The sequence below is a fragment of the Fulvivirga sedimenti genome (assembly GCF_020328055.1).
The window spans coordinates 549848-574008 of record NZ_JAIXNE010000003.1; the positions used below are offsets into that span (position 1 = coordinate 549848).

At 46.5% G+C, this 24161-nt stretch carries 22 protein-coding genes; 17 read left to right on the plus strand and 5 right to left on the minus strand.

The window, feature by feature from the left end:
- Position 1: 1 nt before the first annotated feature.
- Together LDX50_RS14685 and LDX50_RS14690 are read right to left on the minus strand one after the other, a co-directional pair.
- A complete protein-coding gene (locus LDX50_RS14685; protein WP_225698056.1) occupies positions 2–319 on the minus strand; it encodes a hypothetical protein in 318 nt (105 codons plus the stop codon).
- Between the two features lie 197 nt (positions 320–516).
- Positions 517–1014 (minus strand): hypothetical protein, encoded by a 498-nt coding sequence (locus tag LDX50_RS14690; RefSeq protein WP_225698057.1) that lies wholly within the window; start codon positions 1012–1014, stop codon positions 517–519.
- Between the two features lie 83 nt (positions 1015–1097).
- Here LDX50_RS14690 and LDX50_RS14695 point away from each other — a divergent pair, with 83 nt between their 5' ends.
- The 3 genes from LDX50_RS14695 (at position 1098) to smc (ending at position 5713) form a co-directional block, all read left to right on the plus strand.
- Positions 1098–1733, plus strand: a complete 636-nt coding sequence (locus LDX50_RS14695) for a hypothetical protein (protein WP_225698058.1) — start codon at positions 1098–1100, stop codon at positions 1731–1733.
- Positions 1726–2031, plus strand: a complete 306-nt coding sequence (locus LDX50_RS14700; RefSeq protein ID WP_225698059.1) for a hypothetical protein — start codon at positions 1726–1728, stop codon at positions 2029–2031. Before LDX50_RS14695 ends, LDX50_RS14700 begins: the two co-directional genes overlap by 8 nt.
- Before the next feature lie 148 nt (positions 2032–2179).
- The gene (smc, locus tag LDX50_RS14705) at positions 2180–5713 is read left to right on the plus strand and encodes a chromosome segregation protein SMC (RefSeq protein WP_225698060.1); all 3534 of its coding nucleotides are present in this window, start codon (positions 2180–2182) and stop codon (positions 5711–5713) included.
- Here smc and LDX50_RS14710 read toward each other — a convergent pair.
- Complete coding sequence (locus tag LDX50_RS14710) at positions 5710–6447, minus strand: TrmH family RNA methyltransferase (protein ID WP_225698061.1); 738 nt, start codon at positions 6445–6447, stop codon at positions 5710–5712. The genes smc and LDX50_RS14710 overlap by 4 nt on opposite strands.
- A 10-nt stretch (positions 6448–6457) precedes the next feature.
- Between LDX50_RS14710 and tamL the strand changes: the two genes are divergently transcribed.
- A complete protein-coding gene (gene tamL / locus LDX50_RS14715) occupies positions 6458–8896 on the plus strand; it encodes a translocation and assembly module lipoprotein TamL (RefSeq protein WP_225698062.1) in 2439 nt (812 codons plus the stop codon).
- Here the strand turns inward: tamL and LDX50_RS14720 are convergent, their stop codons facing one another.
- Positions 8897–11005, minus strand: a complete 2109-nt coding sequence (locus tag LDX50_RS14720; protein ID WP_225698063.1) for an alpha-ketoacid dehydrogenase subunit alpha/beta — start codon at positions 11003–11005, stop codon at positions 8897–8899.
- A gap of 125 nt (positions 11006–11130) precedes the next feature.
- Here LDX50_RS14720 and hemF point away from each other — a divergent pair, with 125 nt between their 5' ends.
- Together hemF and LDX50_RS14730 are read left to right on the plus strand one after the other, a co-directional pair.
- Positions 11131–12018 (plus strand): oxygen-dependent coproporphyrinogen oxidase, encoded by an 888-nt coding sequence (hemF, locus tag LDX50_RS14725; RefSeq protein ID WP_225698064.1) that lies wholly within the window; start codon positions 11131–11133, stop codon positions 12016–12018.
- The gene (locus tag LDX50_RS14730) at positions 12018–12593 is read left to right on the plus strand and encodes a phosphatase PAP2 family protein (RefSeq protein ID WP_225698065.1); all 576 of its coding nucleotides are present in this window, start codon (positions 12018–12020) and stop codon (positions 12591–12593) included. The genes hemF and LDX50_RS14730 overlap by 1 nt, the downstream gene beginning before the upstream one ends.
- Here LDX50_RS14730 and LDX50_RS14735 read toward each other — a convergent pair.
- The gene (locus tag LDX50_RS14735; RefSeq protein ID WP_225698066.1) at positions 12576–13172 is read right to left on the minus strand and encodes a riboflavin synthase; all 597 of its coding nucleotides are present in this window, start codon (positions 13170–13172) and stop codon (positions 12576–12578) included. The genes LDX50_RS14730 and LDX50_RS14735 overlap by 18 nt on opposite strands.
- Before the next feature lie 99 nt (positions 13173–13271).
- Between LDX50_RS14735 and LDX50_RS14740 the strand changes: the two genes are divergently transcribed.
- The 11 genes from LDX50_RS14740 (at position 13272) to LDX50_RS14790 (ending at position 24157) form a co-directional block, all read left to right on the plus strand.
- Positions 13272–13847 carry a hypothetical protein gene (locus tag LDX50_RS14740; RefSeq protein WP_225698067.1) on the plus strand — a complete coding sequence of 192 codons (576 nt, stop codon included), beginning with the start codon at positions 13272–13274 and terminating at the stop codon, positions 13845–13847.
- Entirely contained in the window at positions 13844–14134 is a 291-nt protein-coding gene (locus LDX50_RS14745) for a winged helix-turn-helix domain-containing protein (protein WP_225698068.1), read from the plus strand. The genes LDX50_RS14740 and LDX50_RS14745 overlap by 4 nt, the downstream gene beginning before the upstream one ends.
- A 43-nt stretch (positions 14135–14177) precedes the next feature.
- Complete coding sequence (locus LDX50_RS14750; protein WP_225698069.1) at positions 14178–14678, plus strand: hypothetical protein; 501 nt, start codon at positions 14178–14180, stop codon at positions 14676–14678.
- Positions 14679–14776: 98 nt separating this feature from the next.
- A complete protein-coding gene (cysS, locus tag LDX50_RS14755) occupies positions 14777–16276 on the plus strand; it encodes a cysteine--tRNA ligase (RefSeq protein WP_225698070.1) in 1500 nt (499 codons plus the stop codon).
- A gap of 274 nt (positions 16277–16550) precedes the next feature.
- The gene (gene yidD / locus LDX50_RS14760) at positions 16551–16769 is read left to right on the plus strand and encodes a membrane protein insertion efficiency factor YidD (protein WP_420828564.1); all 219 of its coding nucleotides are present in this window, start codon (positions 16551–16553) and stop codon (positions 16767–16769) included.
- 52 nt (positions 16770–16821) lie between these two features.
- On the plus strand, positions 16822–17829 hold the full coding sequence (locus tag LDX50_RS14765; protein ID WP_225698071.1) for an amidohydrolase family protein: 1008 nt from the start codon (positions 16822–16824) through the stop codon (positions 17827–17829).
- Positions 17822–18448 (plus strand): DnaJ-like cysteine-rich domain-containing protein, encoded by a 627-nt coding sequence (locus tag LDX50_RS14770; RefSeq protein ID WP_225698072.1) that lies wholly within the window; start codon positions 17822–17824, stop codon positions 18446–18448. Before LDX50_RS14765 ends, LDX50_RS14770 begins: the two co-directional genes overlap by 8 nt.
- A 106-nt stretch (positions 18449–18554) precedes the next feature.
- Complete coding sequence (locus LDX50_RS14775; RefSeq protein WP_225698073.1) at positions 18555–20450, plus strand: DUF3604 domain-containing protein; 1896 nt, start codon at positions 18555–18557, stop codon at positions 20448–20450.
- 65 nt (positions 20451–20515) lie between these two features.
- Positions 20516–21376, plus strand: a complete 861-nt coding sequence (locus LDX50_RS14780; RefSeq protein WP_225698074.1) for a peptidyl-prolyl cis-trans isomerase — start codon at positions 20516–20518, stop codon at positions 21374–21376.
- A complete protein-coding gene (locus LDX50_RS14785; RefSeq protein WP_225698075.1) occupies positions 21366–23495 on the plus strand; it encodes a hypothetical protein in 2130 nt (709 codons plus the stop codon). Before LDX50_RS14780 ends, LDX50_RS14785 begins: the two co-directional genes overlap by 11 nt.
- Positions 23492–24157: an ABC transporter ATP-binding protein gene (locus tag LDX50_RS14790; RefSeq protein ID WP_225698076.1), complete on the plus strand. Its 666-nt coding sequence runs from the start codon at positions 23492–23494 to the stop codon at positions 24155–24157. Before LDX50_RS14785 ends, LDX50_RS14790 begins: the two co-directional genes overlap by 4 nt.
- Positions 24158–24161 lie beyond the last annotated feature (4 nt).

Genomic DNA, 24161 nt, shown 5'->3' on the forward strand with positions numbered 1-24161 from the left:
ACTATTCAATTTCCTTTATTTGAATATTATCGATGATGGATTGGCATCTTTTTTCATCAGTAATATGAACACTGTAATATCCTGCTTTCAGACCCTTGAATTCCCTGTTTCCCTTTACGGGTTTGTCTACGGTAATCCACACAATCTGAACTTTTCCTGCACCCGGCGGTAAATCAAGTACAATTTCCCCGTTATTCTGACCGGGAGATGCGTGCCGTATGGTCGCTTCAATCTTTCCGCCAAAACACTTGCTTGAAAATTTTTCCTTTTCCTGTTTGGACTGGCTGAGCGCAGGTACTGTCGCTATGAACAGCAGCAAAATGGATAATTTTAATATGCTGGATACTGACATAAAAAATCTGCCTATTCAAAAAATAGTTAAAAAAATGATATTGATTCGATAGTTTACAGACTACCGAACATATCGTAAATATGGTTTTAAATTTAATTTATTCAAACTATTTTCTAAGGGAAATCCGAAAGGGCCTGATTTAGATATGTAAGAAAAAACCCCTATTAGTGATATTTCCGCTGAAGAATTTCGGCAAGGATGATGGCTTTGCGGGCATCTTCCGGGTTCTTCAGCATCTCCCTGATGCCTGGTTCATCCATGGCAGCCTCCTCTTCTTCCTCTTCCTGAAGGGTAACGGTTGACTTTGTTTTTACTCCTTCGATATTGACCATTTCATCCAGGCTTCGAAGTTTGTCCTGACGCTCGAAAGTAAAGGGATTTTCAGTTTCACGCTGAAGGGGCCTGCCGGCCCTCCTTACTTCGCGCTCGTCAACTAATTCATCTTCCTCCCATTCATCATCAAAGGTAGGCTCCGGTGATGGTTCCCTTCCACTGGTAAACTCCTGCAGGAGCTCTTCAAAGGATTTCACAGGCTGTTGAGGTCGTCGTGATGGCTGTCCGCCGGATGCGGCAGGTTTTTTCTGTCCTTTTTTACCACCCATCAGCCGTCCCAGCAGGGCGATCACCAGAAATATGATGTAAATGATTATTTCGCGGTCCATCCTTTTCAAATATAGGATTAAAAATGATAAATTCAGGAAGTATGACTCCCCTGTGGCTAGACCTGTTTTTTATTTTAATTTGTTTGACAACGGTTGGACTCTTCTATCGGGCCAATCCCGGCCTTCGAACTACGATACTTTTGATCCTGGTATGGTCGGTACTGCAATGTGTTCTGGCGATCCTCGGTTTTTACGGTGATCTCAAAAGAATGCCTCCTCCTCTCCTTGCCATCCTGTTGCCCCCATTCATTCTGATTATATATGGAAGCACCGGTAAGCGCCTCAGAAGGATCGAATCCCAGCATAATATTGTACGAAGCACCTGGGTACATTCCGTCAGACTCCCGGTAGAGATTGTCCTCTTCTATTTGTATTCTTATGAAATGGTGCCTCAGCTGATGACTTTTGCTGGCCGGAATTTCGACATTATTGCAGGTATATCTGCGCCGTTTGTAGCCCTGCTTTATTTCCGCGACCGAATCAGTGATCTTGGGCTGTTTCTTTGGAACGTTGTTTGCCTGGGACTGGTATTGTTCATTCTGGTGAATGGTGTGCTTTCAACGGAGGTTCCCTTTCAGCAATTCGCTTTCGAGCAGCCAAATAAAGCGGTTACACTCTTTCCCTACGTGTTGCTCCCGGCAACAGTGGTGCCGCTGGTTATTTTTTCTCATGTGATCGATCTGCTGATACTCGGACGTAAAATTAACAGAAATGATTAAGGACAACGGCTTCCGTGATAATATGCTGCTTCTGGCATTTCTGACCCTGCTGGTTTACCTGGGTTTCCGCCTTCACGGTGATACAGACATACAACTGCACGACACTTATTTTGTATTCAGCCCGCTAACTGTAATGATGTTGATGATGGCTCCCGTCTGGATGCTGGTATTGCTTCGCAGAAGCATTAGAACACGTTTCCGGTCCGTTCCATCAATAATTGCCCTCATCATCGCTATTGTGGCTTTCGGCTGGGTGTGGATTCCGTTTATTTCTGCCGTAATGGATTTATCCACTTAAGATTAAATCAGGTGAGTAAAAAAACTTGATGTAATCTGCCGGCTGACCGATCATTTTAACGCCAGCCACGGTGCATTATTAAGAGAAAGTAATAAATTTGTTTCCTTGCCAAAAGTGGGGCAAATTCTAATAAACACTTCACGCGCGTATGGAGCTTTCAAAGCTGGAGATCAAGGGATTCAAGAGTTTCGGTGATAAGGTCACGATCAATTTCGACAAAGGTATTACAGGTATTGTAGGACCTAACGGGTGCGGAAAATCGAATATCGTCGATTCCATCCGTTGGGTGCTGGGTGAGCAGAGCAGCAAAACTCTTCGTTCCGACAAGATGGAGAATGTGATCTTTAACGGAACCAAGAAAAGAAAGGCTTCGCAAATGGCAGAAGTGAGCCTAACCTTTAATAATACCAAGAACCTCCTCCCTACTGAATACTCGCAGCTAACAGTCACCAGACGATATTATCGCTCCGGAGACAGTGAATACCTGCTCAATGGCATCACTTGCCGGCTGAAGGACATCACCAGCCTGTTCATGGATACGGGTATTGCTTCCAACAGCTACGCCATTATAGAATTAAAGATGGTGGATGATCTCCTGAACGATAAGGACAACAGCCGCCGTGAATTGTTCGAGGAGGCAGCGGGCATTTCTAAATTCAAAAAGCGCAAGAAGGAGACACTCCGCAAGCTTGAAGATACCGATGCAGATCTTGAACGCGTTGAAGACCTGCTTTTCGAGATCGAAAAGAATATGAAATCGCTCGAAAGGCAGGCAAAGCAGACAGAAAAGTACTATGAGTTAAAGGAAGAGTACAAGGCATCCAGCCTGGCACTGGCACGTCTGCGGATCGGCCGTTTTTCTGAGCAGTACAAAGGTCTCCAGAAACAGATCGAAGTTGAGAACGATAAAAAGATCGGCCTCAACAAGCAGATCAAGGAAAAGGAAGCCCTGCTGGAAAAAGCGAAGACAGATCTGATTCACATGGAAAAGACACTGGCCAGCCGGCAAAAAGCGCTGAATGACCATGTGCACAAGACCCGTCAGTATGAGAGCGAGAAGAAGATCAAAAATGAACGCCTGCGGTATCTGAATGACAAGTCAGATAACCTCAAGGAACAGATAGAGCAGGATAAGAAGAGCAGTGAGCGCGCATCCTTCAGCATTGAAAGCCTGCGCCAGGAACGTGTGGCGGCCGAAGACAGGATGCAGGAACTAACAGTCAAAAAAGAAGAGCTCCAGGCGGAATACGAAACACAGAAAAAGAAAACACGCCTGCTGCAGGAAGAGACGGAAACATTGCGCCGGGTTCAGAAGAACGCACAGGAAGAAGTATATCAGCTGCGCAAATCCGTGGAGCTAAAAGAATTACAACTGAGTTCGCTAAAGCAGGAATTGGAGCGAACAGCTTCCAATACCAGTGAGCAAAATGCCAGCCTGCTGGAATTTGAAAAGAAAGCGCAGGCACTGGCCGAGGAATTGGCGGTAAAACGACAGCGGTTTGAGAAAATAAAGAACCAGGAATCCGCATTGCAAAGCCGCATCCAGAATACGCAGAAGACCATCGAAATGATCCGGGAGGAGCTGGCACAAACCAACCGTACACTGGATGCCCGTCAGAACGAGTATAACCTCACCAAATCATTGGTTGAAAACCTGGAAGGATTCCCCGAGGCAATAAAGTTTCTCAAGAAAAAGGCCGGATGGAAAAAAAATGCACCACTCCTGTCGGATATCCTAACCTGTGATGATGAATACCGGGTTACCATCGAGAATTACCTGGAACCATATCTCAATTACTACATCGTAGAGAAGGAAGCAGACGCCTACGAGGCTATCAATATCCTGAGCGATGCGGCAAAAGGGAAGGCACACTTTTTTATTCTTGATTCTTTTGACGGATTCAAACCGAGTGACACCCAACTCTATGACAGCGCATTTCCTGCCACCGAAATCATCGAATATGATGACAAGTACCGGGCGCTGATGTCCTACATTCTGGACCGCGTGTACATATATGAGGGGGATCATACCTCAATCCCGGCTGATGACAGCATATTTATCACAAAGAACGGTAAGGTCACCCGCAGACGATTCAGTATTTCCGGTGGCTCAGTAGGGCTGTTTGAAGGAAAGCGAATCGGAAGAGCGAAAAACCTTGAGAAGCTTGATAAGGAAATCAAATCCCTGAATAAAAAGCTAAGCAGTGTTCAGCAAAGCTTGTCTCAAAATCAGAAGGAGCTGGAAAAACTTCGGGGGGATACCCACCAGTCGGAGCTCGAAGAGATGCAGGAAGAAATTCGTCATATCAATGAGGAATATATCTCCATCAATACCAAAAGAGAGCAGTTTGCTCAAATGCTTTCGGCCGCAGATCTGAGAAAAGAAGATATCCAGGCGAAAATTGAAGAGATCCGGGAGGAACTTGATGATCATCGTCCCAAAGCAGATGAAACCAGCAGGGAGTTAGTCAAGATTGAAGAAAAACTTGCCGGGATGGAAGCTGAGTTCTCGGAAGAAGACCAGCGGCTAAATGAGCGATCCGCCGCATTCAATGAACAAAATATTTATTTCCATCAGCAGGAAAACCGGCTGAAGAGCCTTATCCAGGAAATGGAATACAAGGAAGAGACATTCGAGTCGACACGCGCACGCATCGATAAGAACGTTTCAGAACTTAAGCAAACGGAGGAAGAAATCCGTCAGCTGATCGACCGGTCGGAAGCCACCGATGATGAGCTGATCGCGATGTACGAAGAAAAGGAAGCGATTGAGACCGGCGTAAATGAAGCAGAAAAGGATTACTATGCGGCACGCGGACTCATCGACCGGATCGATAAGGAAGAAAGGGAGATTCAGCGAAGCCGGGAACAGCTTGATACACTCCTGATTGAATTACAAAACAAACTCAACGATACGAAGCTGGAGCTCTCGGCGGTGAAGGAGAGACTTTCGGTTGAGTTCAACATCGAAATGCATTCGCTGATGGAAGATATTCCGGACGAACAACCGGATCCTTCCGCCGTAGAAAACCTCGCCAACACTGTTCAACGTATTAAGGACCGTCTGGATCGAATGGGGCCCATCAACCCCATGGCCATGGAGGCATACCAGGAGATCAAGGAGCGAAATGATTTCATTACTGTACAACGGGATGACCTTATCAAGGCCAAGGAATCCCTCCTTCTCACCATCGATGAAATTGATGCCGTGGCTAAGGAGACGTTTCTGGATGCGTATGAAAAGATCAAGGAAAATTTCGTCAAAGTATTCAGGAGCCTCTTTACCGAGGAAGATGACTGTGATCTGAAACTATCCGATCCGGATAATCCGCTTGAATCAAAAATCGAGATCATGGCGAAACCAAAAGGCAAAAGGCCGCTGACCATCAACCAATTATCCGGTGGAGAAAAAACGCTCACGGCAACCTCCCTCCTGTTTTCGATCTATCTGCTGAAGCCCGCGCCCTTCTGTATTTTCGACGAGGTGGATGCCCCTCTTGATGATGCCAATATTGATAAGTTCAATAACATTATCAAGACGTTTTCAAAGGACAGTCAGTTCATCATCGTAACCCATAACAAACGCACCATGTCCAGTACCGACGTGATCTATGGAATCACCATGATTGAGCAGGGTGTTTCCAGGGTTGTGCCGGTGGATCTGAGAGAATTGGTCGACTAGTGGTGCAGTCTTCGGTAATTGTCCAGCATAATGGCTGTGGCAACACCTACATTCAGTGATTCAGCACCCCCAAAGGAAGGAATGGTCAGTCGTTCGGTAATCAATGCTTCCAGCGATGCGGAAATACCGTGCGACTCATTGCCCATCACCAGTAAACAGTCTTCAGGGAATTTGAAAGAATGGACATTCCGGCCCGACATATCGGCCGCATATACAGGCAAGCCAGCGGTTGCGATGACAGTATCAAGTTCCGCGTAAGATACCTCCACCCGGGTAAAGGAACCTTTCGAGGAGCTGATCACCTTCGGATTGTACAGCTCACAGGTATCAGGCGAAGCACAAATCCGATTAATTCCATACCAGTCGGCCACCCTGAGGATGGTTCCGAAGTTTCCCGGATCATTGATGCCATCCGAAAGTAAGGTAAGGCCGGAGGTCACCGCAAACGGTTGCTCAGGTTTCATTCGAACCAGGGCAATTGCGGCGTCATTGCTCTTAAGGGTTCCGATCGCTGAAAGATCCTCAGATTCCAGTACAGAAAGGCTCTCCAGGAGATGACCATGAAGGCTTCTGAATTTTGAAGTAGCAATGATCTCGGTTATTTCAAAGTCGGAATCAATCACTTCCAGGACACTTTTTTCACCTTCTACAAGAAAAGTTTGCTCCAATTGCCTGTATTTTTTTAATTGGAGTGATTTAATGAACTTCGTGTGGGCCTTTGAGAGTTTTACCATTCGTCATCTTTTGAGGAAATTCAGACATCTAGCATTTTTTACCCTCCTGCTCCTGACGACAGGATGTCTGGGTACACGCCATCTCAAAGAAGGAGAAAAATTATTGGTCAAGCAACAGGTTTCCAAAACCACCAAGGATATTGATACCGAAGACATTTCCCAGCTCTATGTCCAAAAGACCAACCGAAAGGTACCTCTGATTCCATTTGCACCCTATGTAGGACTTTATTATTACGGTCTGAACCGCTATGATATCGCAAAGTATGAGGCAAAAAAGGAGGAAATTCAGGAAAAATATAATCGCAAAATAGCCCGGGCTGAGGGTAAGAAGAAAAAGGTTGACAAATACGAACGCCGAAAGAGAAGGAAAACCGACAAGATTGACCTGAACATTCAGGAAGGCAATACGCTCATGCGGTGGGGTGAACCGCTCGCCGTTTTCGACACATCAAAAACCGCTGCTACTGCCGACAGGATTGAGCAATACCTGCAGTCGAAAGGATATTTTCAGGCCCGTGTAGATACGGCTTTACGCGTAAGCGGACGAAAAGTACGTGTAAAATTCCAGGTGAATCAGGGGCCGGCTTATATCATTGACACACTGATGCTGGAGACCGATGATCCGGTAATCACATCTTTGATGCGTGCTAATAATGAAGAAAGCCTGCTGGTGAAGGGAGAGAATTATAACCAGTCTAAGCTCACCGATGAGCGTCAGCGCATCGATGAAATGATGAAAAACAATGGCTATTTCTCCTTTTCCCGCCAGTATGTTGAATTTGAGGTCGACACTGCCTATGGGGAACCGCAGCATGTCGCCATTCGCACAAAGATCAACAAACCCCTGAACCGTGACCGTCACCGGCAGTTCCGGGTTGACTCCGTAAATTTTATCACCAATAGAAATCAGGGGGTAATTCCAATGAATACCACAACCCCCGAGGAATACAAGAATATCAATTATATTTTCGTCAAGAACCGATATAACACAAAGGTCCTGAACCGACGGATATTCATCGCCCAAAATGAACTCTACAACCGTTCCAACACGTTCAGGACACAACGCCAATTGGCAAACCTCGATATATTCCGGTTTATCAATATCAACTACGATTCCACTGGCGGTAAGCTGGTGGCCAATATTTATACGAGTCCGTTGAAGCTGTATCAGCTTACTTCCGAGATCGGAATGAACGTGACACAGGGCTTTCCCGGGCCATTTGTTAATTTGTCCCTGAAGAAACGTAATGTCTTTGGCGGACTGGAAATTTTTGAAATCTCGGGGCGGATCGGATACGAAGGAGTGCTTCCGGCAACCCAGGTACAGGATGTATATACCAGCGTTGAAGGAGGGATCAATGCCAGCCTTACATTCCCGCAATTCATTATGCCCGTGAGCGCCGAAGTCAAGGAACGCATGGGTAAAGTGAACCCGAAAACCAGGTTAACCGTAGGTTACAGTTATACTGATCGTCCTGAATATATTCGAAAGAATACGAATTTCGCAGCAGTTTATACCTGGCAAAGTGAAAAAAACACATTCTACCAGTTCACCCTGACCGATGCGAGTATCATTCGCTCAACACTCACCGATTCCTTTGAGGAACTGCTGGATTCATTGCGTACGGAAGGAAATAACCTGATCAATACGTTTAATCCTTCTTTCGTTTCTTCGATGATCCTGAGTGCTACCTGGAATAAGAACAGCTACGGACTCAATTATGTGAATTCATCTTTCTACCGGCTATTCGTGGAAAGCGGCGGAACGACATTGAATTTTGTAAATACGAATTTCCTGGAACGTGAAAACCTGGAATTTTATCAATGGATCAAGGCGAATTTTGATTACAGGAATAATAAACCGCTCAATAAAAATACGACCATTGCCTTCCGGTTCAATATTGGCTTTGCCAAAAGTTACGGTCAGAATAATGACATCCTCCCCTATGAAAAATACTTCTTCGCAGGAGGCAGCAACGGCATCAGGGCCTGGAGGCCAAGACGACTCGGCCCGGGGTCATTTGTAAGAATTGATTCAACCATCACCAATAGCGAAGGGCTCATTACACCGGAAGTGGATTACAGTTTTGAGCAGCCGGGAACGATTCTGATGGAAGGCAGTGTAGAATTCCGTAAGAACCTGATCGGATTCATCGACTATGCCTTCTTCTTTGACTTCGGAAATATCTGGAACTTCAAAGATACACGGGACGATGCGGTTTTTAAGCTGAACCGGTTCTACCGTCAGATCGCTGTGGGTTCCGGGGTGGGCCTTCGTTTTGATTTCTCCTTTCTCGTCCTGCGGCTGGATGCAGGTATCAAGGTATTTGATCCCGCCCGTGCGCCCGGTAAAAGGTTTATTTTATCGAGGGGCTTTTACGACGCCCCCTTCACCCGCTCAGCATCTGAAACGGTCATATTCAATATTGGTATTGGATACCCGTTCTGATCAATACGAAAGCAGCCATTCCAGCTCAGACGCAACTTTTTCAGCATTGGGTAACATCTGACTTTCCAGGTGAACATTCAACGGCACGGCAGGCAGGCTTGCTGAACCCATTACACGAACAGGTGCATCCAGATGTTCAAAACATTCCTGTCCGATCTGGCCTGCCAGTGATTCAGCAAAAGAATTCATTTTCTGTTCTTCGGTAAGCACCAGGACACGATTATGGGTACTTACTTTTTCGGCAATCAGATCCCAATCAACCGGATGGAGCGTACGAAGGTCCAAAACAGATATTCTGCCCTCAAAGTTCTTCGCTGCTGCAGTGGCCCAGTACACGCCCATACCATACGTCACGACCAGTACGCGGCTCTGTGAACCTTCAGCTGCTTCAAGATGCATTCTGCCCTTTCCGAGCGGAATAACGTAATCTGAATCAGGTTCTATCGTTTTTGCTTCCGCCGTTCCGGGAACCTTTGACCAGTACAGGCCCTTGTGCTCCAGCATTACTACCGGATTCGGATCGTAAAAGGCTGCTTTGAATAATCCCTTCATATCGGCGGCATTCGACGGATAAACGACCTTAATGCCGCGGATGGCCAGTAACGCGGATTCCACGCTGCCGCTGTGGTACGGTCCGCCCCCGCCATAGGCACCGGTTGGTACACGGATGAGGGATTGAACAGGAAATTTACCCATCGACAGATAGCAGCTTTTCGAAAGTTCCTCCACCAATTGGTTAATGCCCGGCCAGATGTAATCGGCGAACTGAATCTCGACGATCGGCTTGGTGCCTACCGCAGACATTCCCGCCGTGGAACCTACGATATATGCTTCCTGAATAGGTGTGTTGAACACGCGTGTGTCTCCATATTTCTGGGCCAGTGTGGCCGCCTCACGGAATACACCGCCCAACGTTCCTCCTACGTCCTGGCCATATAACAAGGCTTCAGGATGCTTTTTTAATATTTCATCGACTGCATGCAGGGCGGCATCAACCATCACCACCTTCTCCCCACCCTCAGGGTGCCGGTTGCCTTTCTCTTCTACAATAGGGGTAGGCGCGAAGATATGTGTATCAAATTCAGACGGATCCGGCTCGGGGGCATCTACAGCATATTGATAATCGGATTCCACCACCTTCTCGGCAGCCTCCCGCAATTTCTTGAGACGGGCTGTGCTGACCCCCATCTGGCGCAATGCTTTCTCATAAACTGGAATCGGATCCTGGGCTTCATGGGCCTTAAGGTCGTCATCCCCCCGATACCATTCCTTACGAACCCCGGAAGTATGATGCCCCAGCAAAGGACAGGTGGCATGAACAATTGCCGGACCCTTTCGGTCGCGCACATAATTCATCGCCTCTTTGATCGTACGGTAGGACGCCATGAAATCAGCGCCGTCTACCTGATAACGCTTCATACCCTTAAACCCTGCTGCAAATTCATAGGCATTCATTGCACGCATCTCTTTTCCCGTAGCAGAAATCCCCCAATCATTGTCCTGCACCACATAGAGGATGGGCATGTTTTTCAGGACGGCCATCTGGAAGGCTTCACTTACTTCTCCCTCGGTGATAGAGCCATCCCCAAAGGAACAGAATACCAGGCCCTTCTCTTTCTCTATCAGTTCCATGTCTTCCAGGTACTGGAGGCCCTGTGCCATACCTGTGGCCGGGATGCCCTGCATACCTGTAGCACTGCTCTGATGCGGAATTTTGGGGAAACCGTCCCTGTCAAGGGAAGGATGCGCATAATAGGTCCGCCCACCCGAGAACGGGTCATCCTTGCGTGCCAGGAGCTGAAGCATGAGTTCGTAGGGCTGCATACCGATTCCCAGCAATATTGATTCATCACGATAGTACAGGGAGGCATAATCCCTGCCTGTCAGCTGCAAACCGATGGCCAGCTGGATCGCTTCATGCCCGCGTGATGTGCTGTGCACATATTTGCTGCAAATGTCGCGATGCTCATCATAAAGATCAGACATCCGCCTTGCCGTGCACATCAGCTGATAAGCCTTCAGCAATATGTCTTCAGGTATATCAGCAGGGAAACTGTTTTTTTTGGTGGTTGATGCTTTTCCCGGTACCGCTGCTTTCGTTGTCGACATAGTCTTTTTCTGTTTCAATCGTTTGCGAAGTTACTGAATTTGATGCTTTTTGCCCTCCTTGGGAATTAGAATTTAACGACTTCTTTATACTCGGGTATTCGATCGGATTTGACTAGTTTTGCCAGATGCTCACCAAAGAAAATATTGCCGAAAGCTATCGCGACCTGCAGAAAAGAATTATTGGCGGACTGGAAAGTGCTGATGGTCAGGGTTCTTTTGAAACCGATACCTGGGAACGCCCTGGCGGTGGTGGCGGCATTTCACGCGTGATACGCAACGGAAGGATCATTGAAAAAGGAGGTGTGAACTTTTCAGAGGTTTACGGGGAAACACCGGATAACATTTTACGGTCTATGGATTTACCGAAGGCCGACTTCTTTGCTACCGGGGTTTCCATTGTACTTCATCCCAAAAATCCAATGGTACCGATTATCCACATGAATGTGCGCTATTTTGAAATGACGTCGGGCCACTGGTGGTTTGGTGGTGGAATTGACCTGACCCCGCATTATGTAAACCGGGAAGATGCCAGGTACTTCCATCAGTCACTGAAAGACGTTTGTGACCGTTATGATTCGGGCTATTATCCAAAATTCAAAAAGTGGGCTGATGATTATTTCTACCTGAAGCATCGTGAAGAAACACGAGGAATCGGCGGGATATTTTTTGATCGCCTGGATGGCAATAAAACGCATATCCACGATTTCACCATTGCACTTGGGGATCTCTTTGCACCACTCTATGCGCATTTCATGAAGAAGAACCATGAAATTGAATACGGTGAGAAAGAGGTCAACTGGCAACGGCTACGCAGAGGACGGTATGTTGAGTTCAACCTGGTGTGGGATCGGGGAACAAAATTCGGACTGGAGACCAACGGGCGTACAGAATCGATCCTGATGAGTCTTCCTCCACTTGCCGGTTGGGAATACAATGCTGTACCGGAAAGTGGAAGCAGGGAGCATAAGACGCTCCAGTTGCTTAAAAAAGATATCAACTGGCTGTCTGAGTAATGGAACAACTCGCAGAACTGGATAAGGATCTATTTTTTATACTGAATGGTCTGCATACTGCCTGGCTTGACCCGGTGATGTATTATATCTCGCAGACACTTACCTGGTTGCCGGTATACCTGCTTTTCATGTGGTTGCTCATCAAAAATTTCGGATGGAGGACTGTCCTCTGGCTTACAGGATTGGCTCTGGCCATCACCCTGGCGGATCAGGTTACATCCGGACTGATGAAACCTTTCTTTGAGCGTTTCAGACCATCACGGGATCCATCCTTTGAGGAGGGACTTGTGCATATTGTAAACGGATACAGGGGTGGTAAATTCGGTTTTGCATCTTCCCATGCTGCCAACGCGTTTGCTGTTGCCACATATCTGTACTTGCTGTTAAGAAATTCGGTACGATACTCAGGCTATCTCTTTGTGATGGCGGCGCTCATCGCCTACAGCCGCATTTATCTGGGTGTTCACTATCCAGCTGATGTTATTGCAGGGGGTGCCATCGGAATCGTAGCAGGAAGTTTGTGTTACCGTCTTGCAATGCTGGCAAACAACAAATGGTTAAAGTCGACCGCTTAGGGTAAGTATTCGCTGCACATACTTGCCTACGACATCAAACTCCAGGTTTACCAGATCTCCGGGATTCAGATTTTTCATTGTCGTATGTTCATAGGTATAAGGAATGATGGTAACGGTGAATTCCGTTCTGCCGACATTAAAACAGGTAAGGCTAATGCCATTGATGGTTACAGATCCTTTCTCCACCATGAACTTGCTGAATTCAGCCGGGAAACGGAAAGTAAACAGCCAGCTTCCGTCACGCTCCTCCCGCCGAGTTACCTCGCCCACTGAGTCCACATGTCCCTGAACAATATGGCCGTCGAATCGTCCGTCGCTTTTCATGCATCGCTCGAGGTTAACAGCTGCTCCGGGCTTTAAATGACCCAGGGATGACTTTCGAAGTGTCTCTTCCACCGCAGTTACACGGTGATTATTCTCCCCTACCGCCGTTACGGTAAGGCAGACACCGTTATGAGAGACACTCTGGTCCACTTTAAGTTCAGATGAAATCGGACTTTCGATATCGAAATGCCGGTTGGAGCCTGATGTCTCTATGGCTTTTACTGTTCCGGTTGCTTCAATTATTCCTGTAAACATGTGTTCGTTGTATACCTCAAAAATACATTTTTGAGGGCACATTTGGAATTCTGAAAATTAATATCTTACTTTGGTTTATAATATAAACTACTTTATACAATGAAAACATCAGACACCATTCAATCATCGGAGGAAAGCTTGGCGATCATACAACGGATGATCAGTCAGACCCGCGGCAATATGCGCAGCGGTGGGTTTTACTTCATTCTTTGGGGCTGGATCGCCGTACTGGGTAACCTCGGCCATTATCTTATTGCAATGTATACTGATTATCCACACCCCTACATTATCTGGCTGATCAGTATTCCGGGATGGCTGATCAGTATGTGGTACGGAAGAAGACAGGAATCACGTGCAAGGGTCGTCAATTTTACCGACCGCCTGATCATGTGGACCTGGGTGGGTTTCGCCTTTTCGATCATCGTGATCATATTTTCGGGAAAATTCGCCGTCTATATTCCTGCTTTAATCCTTATACTTGCGGGTATGGCTACATTCATTACCGGTTGTATCACCCGTTATAAGCCCGTTATCTATGGGGGAAGCTCGCTATGGATCTTCGCTGCACTGGCGTTATATGTATCGCCGCAAAACAGCCTGTTGGTTTCCGCCCTCGCCATCGCAGTTGGTTATCTCATCCCGGGCTATCTCCTAAAATTCAAAAAGGAATCATGACCGCGTTTAATGATCTGGATCCCCTGTTGCACTCCCAGCTTCGACTGGCAGTAATGTCCATTCTCATGAATGTGGAATCAGCTGAATTTGTGTACCTGAAGGAACAAACCAACGCCACAGCCGGAAATTTGAGTGTACAGCTGGACAAGCTGTCAACCGCCGGGTACATCCAGGTGGATAAATCCTTCCGTGGCAAGAAGCCGGTTACCACATGCCGTATTACCAAAGCAGGTATTCAGGCTTTCAGACAATACGTGAAAGACCTGGAGAAATACCTGAAACCATAGTCTTTTTTTTAACCATTAAGTTTATAATATAAACCAGTTTATTATGAAAAATCTAGCAATCTTTATCATTCCTCTTGTTTTCGGATTTCATCATATCCATGCACAGAAAACTATGGAGGACCTTTTAAAAACCGAGAGCACCTGGGTGGGTGAAGGCTACCAGCAAATGCCACAGGGCGACCGTGTGGAATTTAAACAGACCGAAGAGGTGACAGTACTGCTGGATGGAAAACTCCTCATGTTCCATGGAACAGGGACCGATAAAAATTCAGGGCAAGTAGGATTTGAAGCCGTAGGAATCCTGTTTCAGGATCCTTCCAGCAGTAAAACGCAAATTCATGCGTGGACGAGTGATGGTCGTTTTACTGCCGCGGATGTAACATTCACCGATTCGGGGTTTTACTGGCAATTTGATGTCCCAAATGGTGGAACCGTTCGATATACAATTGAATTGACAGATACCACCTGGAAGGAAACCGGCACCTACTCCCCTAACGGAGAACAGTGGTATCCCTTCATGGGAATGGAGCTGAGCAGGCAATAATCAGGCATCGGAATAATGAATAGTTGGAAGAGGAATCTTCTTTCACTATTCATTATTCATCGATATATTTTAACTTCGTGTTTTGAAATTGAAAAAGCATGTCGTTACGCGAGGAATTTCCCATAGAACTGTACAACACCCTAACCCGAACCAAAGAAAAATTCGAGCCGCAGCATGAAGGCCATGTGGGAATGTATGTTTGCGGACCGACAGTATACAACGATGTACACCTGGGGAACGTCCGCACGTTTTTAAGTTTTGATGTCATCAACCGCTATTTCCGTTACCTCGGATATAAAGTTCGGTACGTACGGAACATTACGGATGTCGGGCACCTGGAGAACGATGCAGACGAGGGGGAAGACAAGATCGCGAAGAAAGCCCGCCTTGAAGAGCTCGAGCCCATGCAGGTGGTGCAGCAATATACCAACGGGTTTCATTCCGTTTTGGAAGAGTTCAACCTGCTCCCCCCCGACATAGAACCTACTGCTACCGGGCATATCATTGAACAGATCGAATGGGTAAAAACCCTTCTTGAAAAGGGACTTGCCTATGAAGTAAATGGCTCGGTTTATTTCGATGTTACCAAATACAATGAGTCGCACGATTACGGCAAACTCTCCAATCGTAAAATCGAGGAACTCATGGACAGCGGACGTATGCTGGACAGTCAGGATGAAAAGCGTAACAAGATAGACTTCGCGATTTGGAAAAATGCCTCCCCTGCTCATATTATGCGCTGGCCGTCTCCCTGGGGTGATGGCTTCCCGGGATGGCACCTGGAATGTTCAGTGATGAGCACCAAATATCTTGGCGAGACTTTCGATATTCACGGAGGCGGAATGGATCTCGTATTTCCTCACCATGAATGCGAAATCGCTCAATCCGTTGGATGCAAGGGTCATGACCCGGCCAAATACTGGCTCCACACCAATATGCTTACGGTGGAAGGTCAGAAAATGAGCAAGTCACTTGGCAACTCATTTCTGCCACATGAATTGTTTACCGGTAATCACCCACTCCTGGATCGTGGCTATCCGCCGATGGTCGTCCGCTTTTTCATGCTGCAGTCCCATTACTCAAGTACCCTGGATTTCAGCAATGAGGCATTGGGCGCTGCTGAGAGAGGGTATAAGAGACTCATGGAAGGATTTAAAACGGCCCGTCAGCTTGAATATACACCGGGTGCAGTCGACACTGCCTTTGATACCGAGGTAAACGCACAGATCGATGCGATTTTCAAAAACCTTAGTGATGACTTTAATACGGCCAAAGCGCTGGCTTCTTTGTTTGATCTGACTTCCGTTATTAATAACCTGAAGACGGGAAACAAAAAAACGGGCGCATTGAGTAAGCCGACGTTCGAACGGCTCATCACCCATTACACCGGTATCATCACAGATGTTCTCGGGCTGAAGTCGGAACAGGAAAGCAACAGTCACCTGCTTGACGGAACCCTGGATGTGCTGATCAATCTGCGCACTGATGCCAAGCGCCAGAAAAATTATGCCCTGGCTGATCAGATCCGGGATGATCTGAAGAGAATCGGCATCACACTGAAGGATGGAAAAGACGGAACAGAATACTCTATTGATTAGCACTTATGTAGTACATAGTCAGTAGTCAGTAGTCAGTAGTCAGTAGTCAGTAGTCAGTAGTGTAGTGAATAGTAGTGAATAGTAGCGGGTTAATAGTTTTTGGTGTATCACTTACTATGAAATCATAACATGACTGGGAACGCTTAAATGCAAAATTGAGTTATATAAAAAAACCGAAAATAAACCGACAACTACATACTCTCAAACTATCAACCGTCACTACTGACCACTGACTACTGACTACTGACTACTGACTATACTAAAGTCCATATTAATCTTCCCCATCCGCATATACCAGTATGCGATAAGTCCGCTTTTGGGCTCCAACTGCCGGCACTCCCCTTCTTGTTCGAACTATACCATTGAGGCCATCAACGAATGGGGACCGGTAAAGGGTACCTGGCTGGGCTTGAAGCGGATTGCCCGTTGTCATCCCTGGGGTACTCACGGGTATGATCCTGTCCCGGAGAATCCAAAAAAGAAACAGGGTTAGGTAATATTCTTCCGCATTTGATACTTTTGTTTCAGGCAATACCCTTCATTCCATGCTAAAGATTGACATGCACACCCATATCATCCCGAAAGAGATGCCCAACTGGACCGAGAAATTCGGGTATGGAGATTTCATCTATCTTCAGCACCACAGGGATGGCTTTGCCAAAATGATGAAGGGAAATCAGTTCTTTCGTGAAATCGAGGAGAACTGCTGGGATGCTGAAGTCAGAATTCAGGAATATGCCGCATTTAACACCCAGGTACAGGTGGTATGCACCATTCCGGTTATGTTCTCCTATTGGGCCAAACCGGATGATTGCCTTGATTTATCCCGGTTCCTGAACGATGATATCGCACAATTGTGCAGCGATTATCCCAGGAATTACATTGGACTGGGCACTGTACCCATGCAGGACACGGATTTAGCCATACAGGAGCTCCAGCGGTGCAAGGAACTGGGATTGCCCGGCGTACAAATCGGGTCCAACATCAATAATGAAAATCTCAGTGAACCGCGCTTCTTCAGGTTTTTTGAAGCCTGCGAGCAGCTGAATATGGCCGTACTGGTCCATCCCTGGGAAATGATGGGCATGCAGCATATGACAAAATACTGGCTGCCCTGGCTTGTGGGAATGCCTGCTGAAACATCACGGGCTATTTGCTCCCTGATCTTCTCCGGGACCCTTGAACGATTGCCGGATCTCCGTGTTAACTTTGCGCATGCCGGCGGTTCGTTTTTATCAACCCTCGGAAGGGTCGAGCATGGATTCAATTGCCGGCCTGACCTGGTGGCAATCGACAACAACGTTCCACCCAGCAGCTATTTGGGCAAATTCTGGGTAGATTGTATCACACATGATCCGAAAATGCTCCAGTATGTGCTTGACCTGCAAGGTTCAAAACGCATCACATTAGGTACTGATTATCCGTTTCCCCTGGGGGATCTGGAAATTGGCAAGTTTATTGAAGATATGAATTTAGATCAGGGTGTGGTTGAAGATATTTTCTGCAATGCAACCATGGAATGGCTGGATTTGAATAAAGAAGATTATGTATAGGTTGATTTTGTTTATCGGTGTTCTGCTGACCTCCTTCACTCTTTCCGCCCAAACGGAACAGGAAAAAATCCGGGAAGATATTGCCCAGCGCCAGGCCCAGTATCAGACCGCTCTGGACAGGCTGATTGAAAACGGCGTTGAAAAAATGGATGCCGGGGATTTCGAAGGCGCCAATGTGATATTTAAGGATGTACTTAAAAATGCGCAGGTGGTACCTACCGAGATGACTTTTTATTTCGGAAAGAATTCGTTCTATCTGGAAAAATATGAGCAAAGCATAGATTGGCTGAACAAGTATATCCAGCTTAAGGGAACCCAGGGAAGGTATTTCGAAGAAGCCACCGATCTTCTGAATAAATCAAATGCCGCTGTACGCCTCATGCGGCAGCAAGAAGCCAAAGCGACCGAAGCCATACTGGCCGCCGACTATGATATCGATTGCGGACCAACAGGCATGGTGATCTGCCCGGTATGTCAGGGACGTGGCGTGATCATTACCAAAACATCTTTTGGTCAGAACTACAGGGAATGTCCGTACAGTGACGAACATGGCCTGCTCACCTGCGAGGAATACAACCTGTTGTTAAAAGGCAAACTCGAAAAAAAGATCAATAACTGATCCTTTTGTTTGAAATTATAAAAACAGGCAAATTAGAAAGGGTACAGGATTACTCTGATTTTCAATAACCGATCTGAACGGTTAGATTTAGCTAAACTTTAAATCCATGACTTTCAAATTTTTGCCTGGTCTGCTGGCCATTATAGTCTTCACAAGCTGCGAAACTTCAACCAAACAAAACAATACAGAACAAAACACGGCAACCTCTCCTTTGCCTGAGGTCGTGAACAATCCCGATAAAGACGTTTATTTCGGGGATACGCACTACCATACCACTTTATCAGGTGACGCATTTGGTGGCGGTACCCGGATTACTGCTGAACAAGCATTGCGCATGGCGATGGGGGAACCGATGAAAACAAGTACTGGGCAGGACTTTCAAATCAGAAGACCCTATGATTTTCTTGTAATCACCGATCATGCAGAGGGGTTCGGAGTATTCGATGAGATAGCAGCCGGCAATGATATTCTTATGGCTGATTCCACGGCAAAAAGATGGTTCAACCTGCTTCAGGGCGGCGAGGAGGAAGCGAAACAGCTGGCAGTTGAAATTCCGTATGCACTGGCCAATAATAAACTTCCGGAACCTGTTACCAATCCCGAAACCGCCATTCCAATTCTCAGGTCGGCATGGCAGAACTTTACATCCCTGATCGACAGATACAATCAACCCGGAAAATTCACAACCATCATTGGTTACGAGTGGACATCTGTCCCCACCGGAAACAACTTACACCGGAATATCTTCTTCAGGGACGATAAGGAAAAAGTGAATCAAATACTTCCATTCTCCGCCCTGCAAAGTGAGGATCCTGAAAAACTCTGGGAATTTCTTTCTTCCTACGAGGAAAAGACCGGTGGCCGGGTTTTTGCGATTCCACATAACGGGAATATTTCCGGAGGTTTAATGTTCAATACACTTGATGCCTCGGGCAATCCTATAACTGCTGAATACGCGCAAAAAAGGCAGAAATGGGAGCCAATGTATGAAATTACCCAGATCAAGGGAACAGGTGAAACCCATCCGATGCTGTCACCTACGGACGAATTTGCGAATTTTGGTATCGCCGGATGGGATAATGGAAATCTTACCCTGGATATTTTGGAAACTCCGGAACAACGCAAATATCAATATGCCCGAAAGGCATTGATTGACGGCTTGCAGTTGGAGAAGGAACTGGGTATTAATCCTTATAAATTCGGTTTTGTTGGAGCTACCGATACGCATACGGGCATTCCCAGCGTGGATGATGATAACTGGTGGGGTAAGCACGTCAGCTCAGAAAAATCCCCAAAACGATTGATGGAAAATGTAAAGGAATTGAATGGAGCAACGCGATACGGCTATGGCTATCTGGCCGGCGGTCATACCGCTGTCTGGGCGGAATCCAATACACGTGAATCGATCTGGGATGGCCTGGCAAGCAAGGAAGCCTACGGCACTACTGGTACGCGGATTAAACTGCGGGTTTTTGCCGGGTATCAATTTACAGAAAGTGATATGAATCGGGATAATTATATCCGTTATGCGTACGATAATGGTTTGCCGATGGGCGGTGATCTTCAGGCCAGTCAGATTGCCCCTAAATTTCTCATCCATGCCATGAAAGACCCTGAATGGGCGAATCTTGACCGGATCCAGGTGATCAAAGGTTGGGTTAAAGATGGAAAATCCTATGAAAAGATCTACAATGTCGCATGGTCCGGGGATCGCCAAACAGATGCCGGCGGAAACATACCCCCTGTTGGTAATACCGTTCGGATTGAAGATGCCACCTATACGAATGAAATTGGTGCTGCCGAACTAAAAACGATATGGGAAGATCCTGATTTTGACCCTTCTGTCCCGGCATTCTACTACGTCAGGGTACTGGAAATCCCGTCCCCCACCTGGCAATTATATGATATTGTAAAGTACGGACTTACAGAATTTCCCGAAGATGTCCCATTGGTACAACAGGAACGGGCATGGTCCTCACCTATCTGGTATGATCCCAGGTAAACCACCTCATGTTTGAGCTTGAATTAAATTGCATTGGTAATCAACTTTTGTAATTTAAGGTCTGCATGAAACAACTTTTTTCTTCGCCGATCTTCCACATCCTTGCTTTTGGTGCGCTACTGGCCATCGTTCTCATTGTGACTGTTGGACCCAAACTTCCTTCATCAAAGGATAAGCAGGTTTTAATTGCAGATGACGACGTCGCTCACTTGCTGGTTATGTGGCAAAAAACCTGGCAACGTCCCCCTACCCGGGAAGAACTGCGCGGTGCACTAAACGGGTATGTGCAGGATGAAATTCTGTACCAGGAAGCCATCAACCGGAATCTTGACTATAACAACGCGATGGTTCGGCAAGCATTGATTGTTCAGATGAATATGCTCGCAGAAACACAAGGTTCAGGCGATAAAATAACTGAAGAGAGCATACAGGCCTATTATGCCTTGCGAAAGGACCAGTTTGTGCTTCCGGCTCGAATTAGTTTCGCACAGCTTTATTTCAGTCCGGATAAACACCCGGCGCTAGAAAGTCATGTAAATGAAGTCCTCACCCGCATAAGTCAGGAGGAAATTCAAGATATCCACGAGCTTGGTGATCCTACCATGCTCAATTCCGAATACAAGGATTATGCAGCAAATGATCTGTTGAAAATATTTGGTGAGAATTTCGCCGAAGAAGTGTTTACCATTAATCCCGGCGAATGGACAGGCCCCATTGCTTCTGCTTACGGGCTGCATCTGGTGAAAGTACAGGAGGTAACAGCGGAAGCACCCGCTCCTATCGATCTTGTGCGTAATGAAATAATGCGTGAAATTGAATATGAAGAGAAGGAAGCGGCCAGGGAACAGTTTTTCACTGAACTGATCAGACAATATGACATCGTCTATGAAGGAACTGCCAAAGAAGTGATGAAAGATGATGAATAAACATCTGGTTTTCAGCTGCTTATTCAGCATAATTTTATTTCTGATACCAAAAACGGCATCGGCAGACATTGTATATCCGGCCCGTCTTGAAATAACGGAAATCTCACCGGGTGTTTATGAAGTCTACTACGTACTGCCCGTGGTTCAGGGTAAGGTTCTGAAAGCAGAAGCGATCCTTCCTGAATTATGCCAACTGATAACCGACAGAAAAATTGGCGGTGACGCCTTCATTAAATGGGAACGATGGACCATCCGCTGCACTGAATCCCTTCATGGCAAAAAGATAGGCATTGAAGGGCTCCAGGGAAGCCAGATCAGCATCATTTTAAAAATAAGCATGATAAATGGAAGGGTTTATGAGACCTCCCTGAGCCCGGTAAACGCCTTTTATCTTGTGCCTGAACCACCGTCATTTTTCAACATTGCAGGCCCCGCGATCAGGGATGGACTGAACATACTTCTTTCAACAGGCGGATTGTATTTTCTCTTGCTGATTCTTTTCATGATGAAGGCCCGGAGCTTCAACTGGCTGAATTTGTTCCTGTTATCAACTGCAATTGCTGTTGGAAATTTTCTGGCCACAGATCAACTCCTGATTATACCGGGCTATATGGGTTTGTTAATTCCATTGATCCTTGCGGCACTTTGCTCCATACACTACCTGCACAACCGGGCTCTGCCATCTGTAATCACACACTGGTTTGCCATCGTTTCCATCGGAATGATCATGGGCGCATCAATGCCCGTTTTAGGATCATCCCTTGGGCTCACAGAAAGTGAGATGATGCTAACGGTTCTTTTCAGATGGGTTGGAATTTTCGCAGGTCTGATTCTTGCATATCTACTCATTCGGGAAGGCCTGCATTTATTCAGATACTTTCTTCTTGATAAAGAACGCTGGCTGGTCTATGCTGTAGGCATAGGATCTGTGGGATGGCTCATCTACGAATCAAGCCTGTTCCTTATTGCACCTGCATTGCTCCCCAAGATGATACTTTACAGTCTCATTTTACCCATTCTATTAGGATTGATGGTGAACCTGTCGGATCGATCGGCTGAGCGGACCCTGTTGCTCTTCAGCAGTTCATCCATTGCCGGACTGGTTTGGGGACTTTTTGTAAATCTTCCCATCATTGTGATTCCCGCCATTATGGGAATCGTGTTTATACTTATCACGCTGGTACTGTATAAAACTACCATACGCCCGCTAATCTGGACATTGATGGTATTGCTGATCGGTATCGGGGGAGGCTGGGCTACAGGATACTTTACTGAATTAAACCAGTCCTATGCGATCGGCCACGGGATTGCATACTGGCTTTACAGTACCGCTGTGTTCATCTTGACTGTTACACTGTTCACCGCATCCGGCAACGTAAAGCAGGGTTCAGGAATATCCGGGATATTGCTGACGGCAGCAGCAAGCGGACTTTTCATATTATTTATTCGGGATTCATATTCGGAAGACCTCCGTGAATTGATCGCCATGGGAAAAATACCGGTGCCTTTCGTAAGTATCTTATTAATCATTGCAGCCCTGTATTTCTGGCCGCGCAAAAGACGGATCCATGAGAAAATGAATATGGCCCAGCGTACACCGCTTACCTCAGTCATACTTATTGCTATGGCACTGGTATGCCTTCCTTTTCTAAATTTACGTATGCAAAATCCTATTAGCGATAGCGGGTTAACCGATTCAGGTAGTGCCCGCCAGATCCTGCAAGGCATCCTCAGTAATACGTATGAGTCATTTAATATTTCAGATGAAGATCAGTTATTCGAACAACTGTCGGCCAGTGTGGATGAAGAGCTGATCGACGAGGTATACCTGGACAGCAGACGACGATTGAACGCAGGAGTTCGTCTGGGTGCTGAGGTCCGGATCCGTAATGTTGAAGTTCTAAGCATAGAAAATATCCATCAGAGATCGATTAATTCCTATGAATACGATGCGGAGTGGGTGGTCATCGCCCGTGTAAAACATCTTCAGCACATTCACTTCAGAAGAAATAAATACCTGGGAACCATTCAAATGCACCAGGTGGAAAATCAATGGAAGATTTCAAATATTGAATTAAAATCTGAAGACAGGTCGATTGTACCTGCGTCGGCGTCATGATCAAATGCCAGAACATATTATTTCGGTATCCTGACCAGTATTTTGAACTGAAGATACCCGACTTAACGGTTTACGATCACGAGCAGGTGGCTGTTATCGGTTCCAGCGGCACAGGGAAAACAACGCTGCTGCATTTGATTGCCGGTATTCTGGAGCCGGCAGAAGGCTCCATAGAAATCGATAACATCGATCTTACACGTTATGGCAAGGAGGACCGACAGGACTTCAGGATAGTCAGAATCGGACTGGTCTTCCAGGAGTTCGAATTACTTGAATATCTTTCTGTACTTGACAATATCCTGCTCCCATTCATGGTGAACCCGGTACTTCGGCTATCGGAAACTTCGCGGAAGTTGGCCGGGGAACTCGCAGACAGTGTGGGTCTGAGCACGAAAAAACAACGGCTTCCGGGTCAATTATCACAGGGAGAACGGCAACGTGTTGCTGCCTGCCGGGCACTGGTCACCCAGCCAGACGTATTGCTTTGCGATGAACCAACAGGCAATCTCGACCCTGCAAACAGGGACATTGTATTGAATACACTCCTGAACTACAGCATTCAAAATAAGAAACCCCTGGTCATGGTCACTCATGATCATGAGATCCTGTCAAAATTCAGTCGCATTGTAAACATAAATGATTACAGCCTATCAAAACTGTAGTATA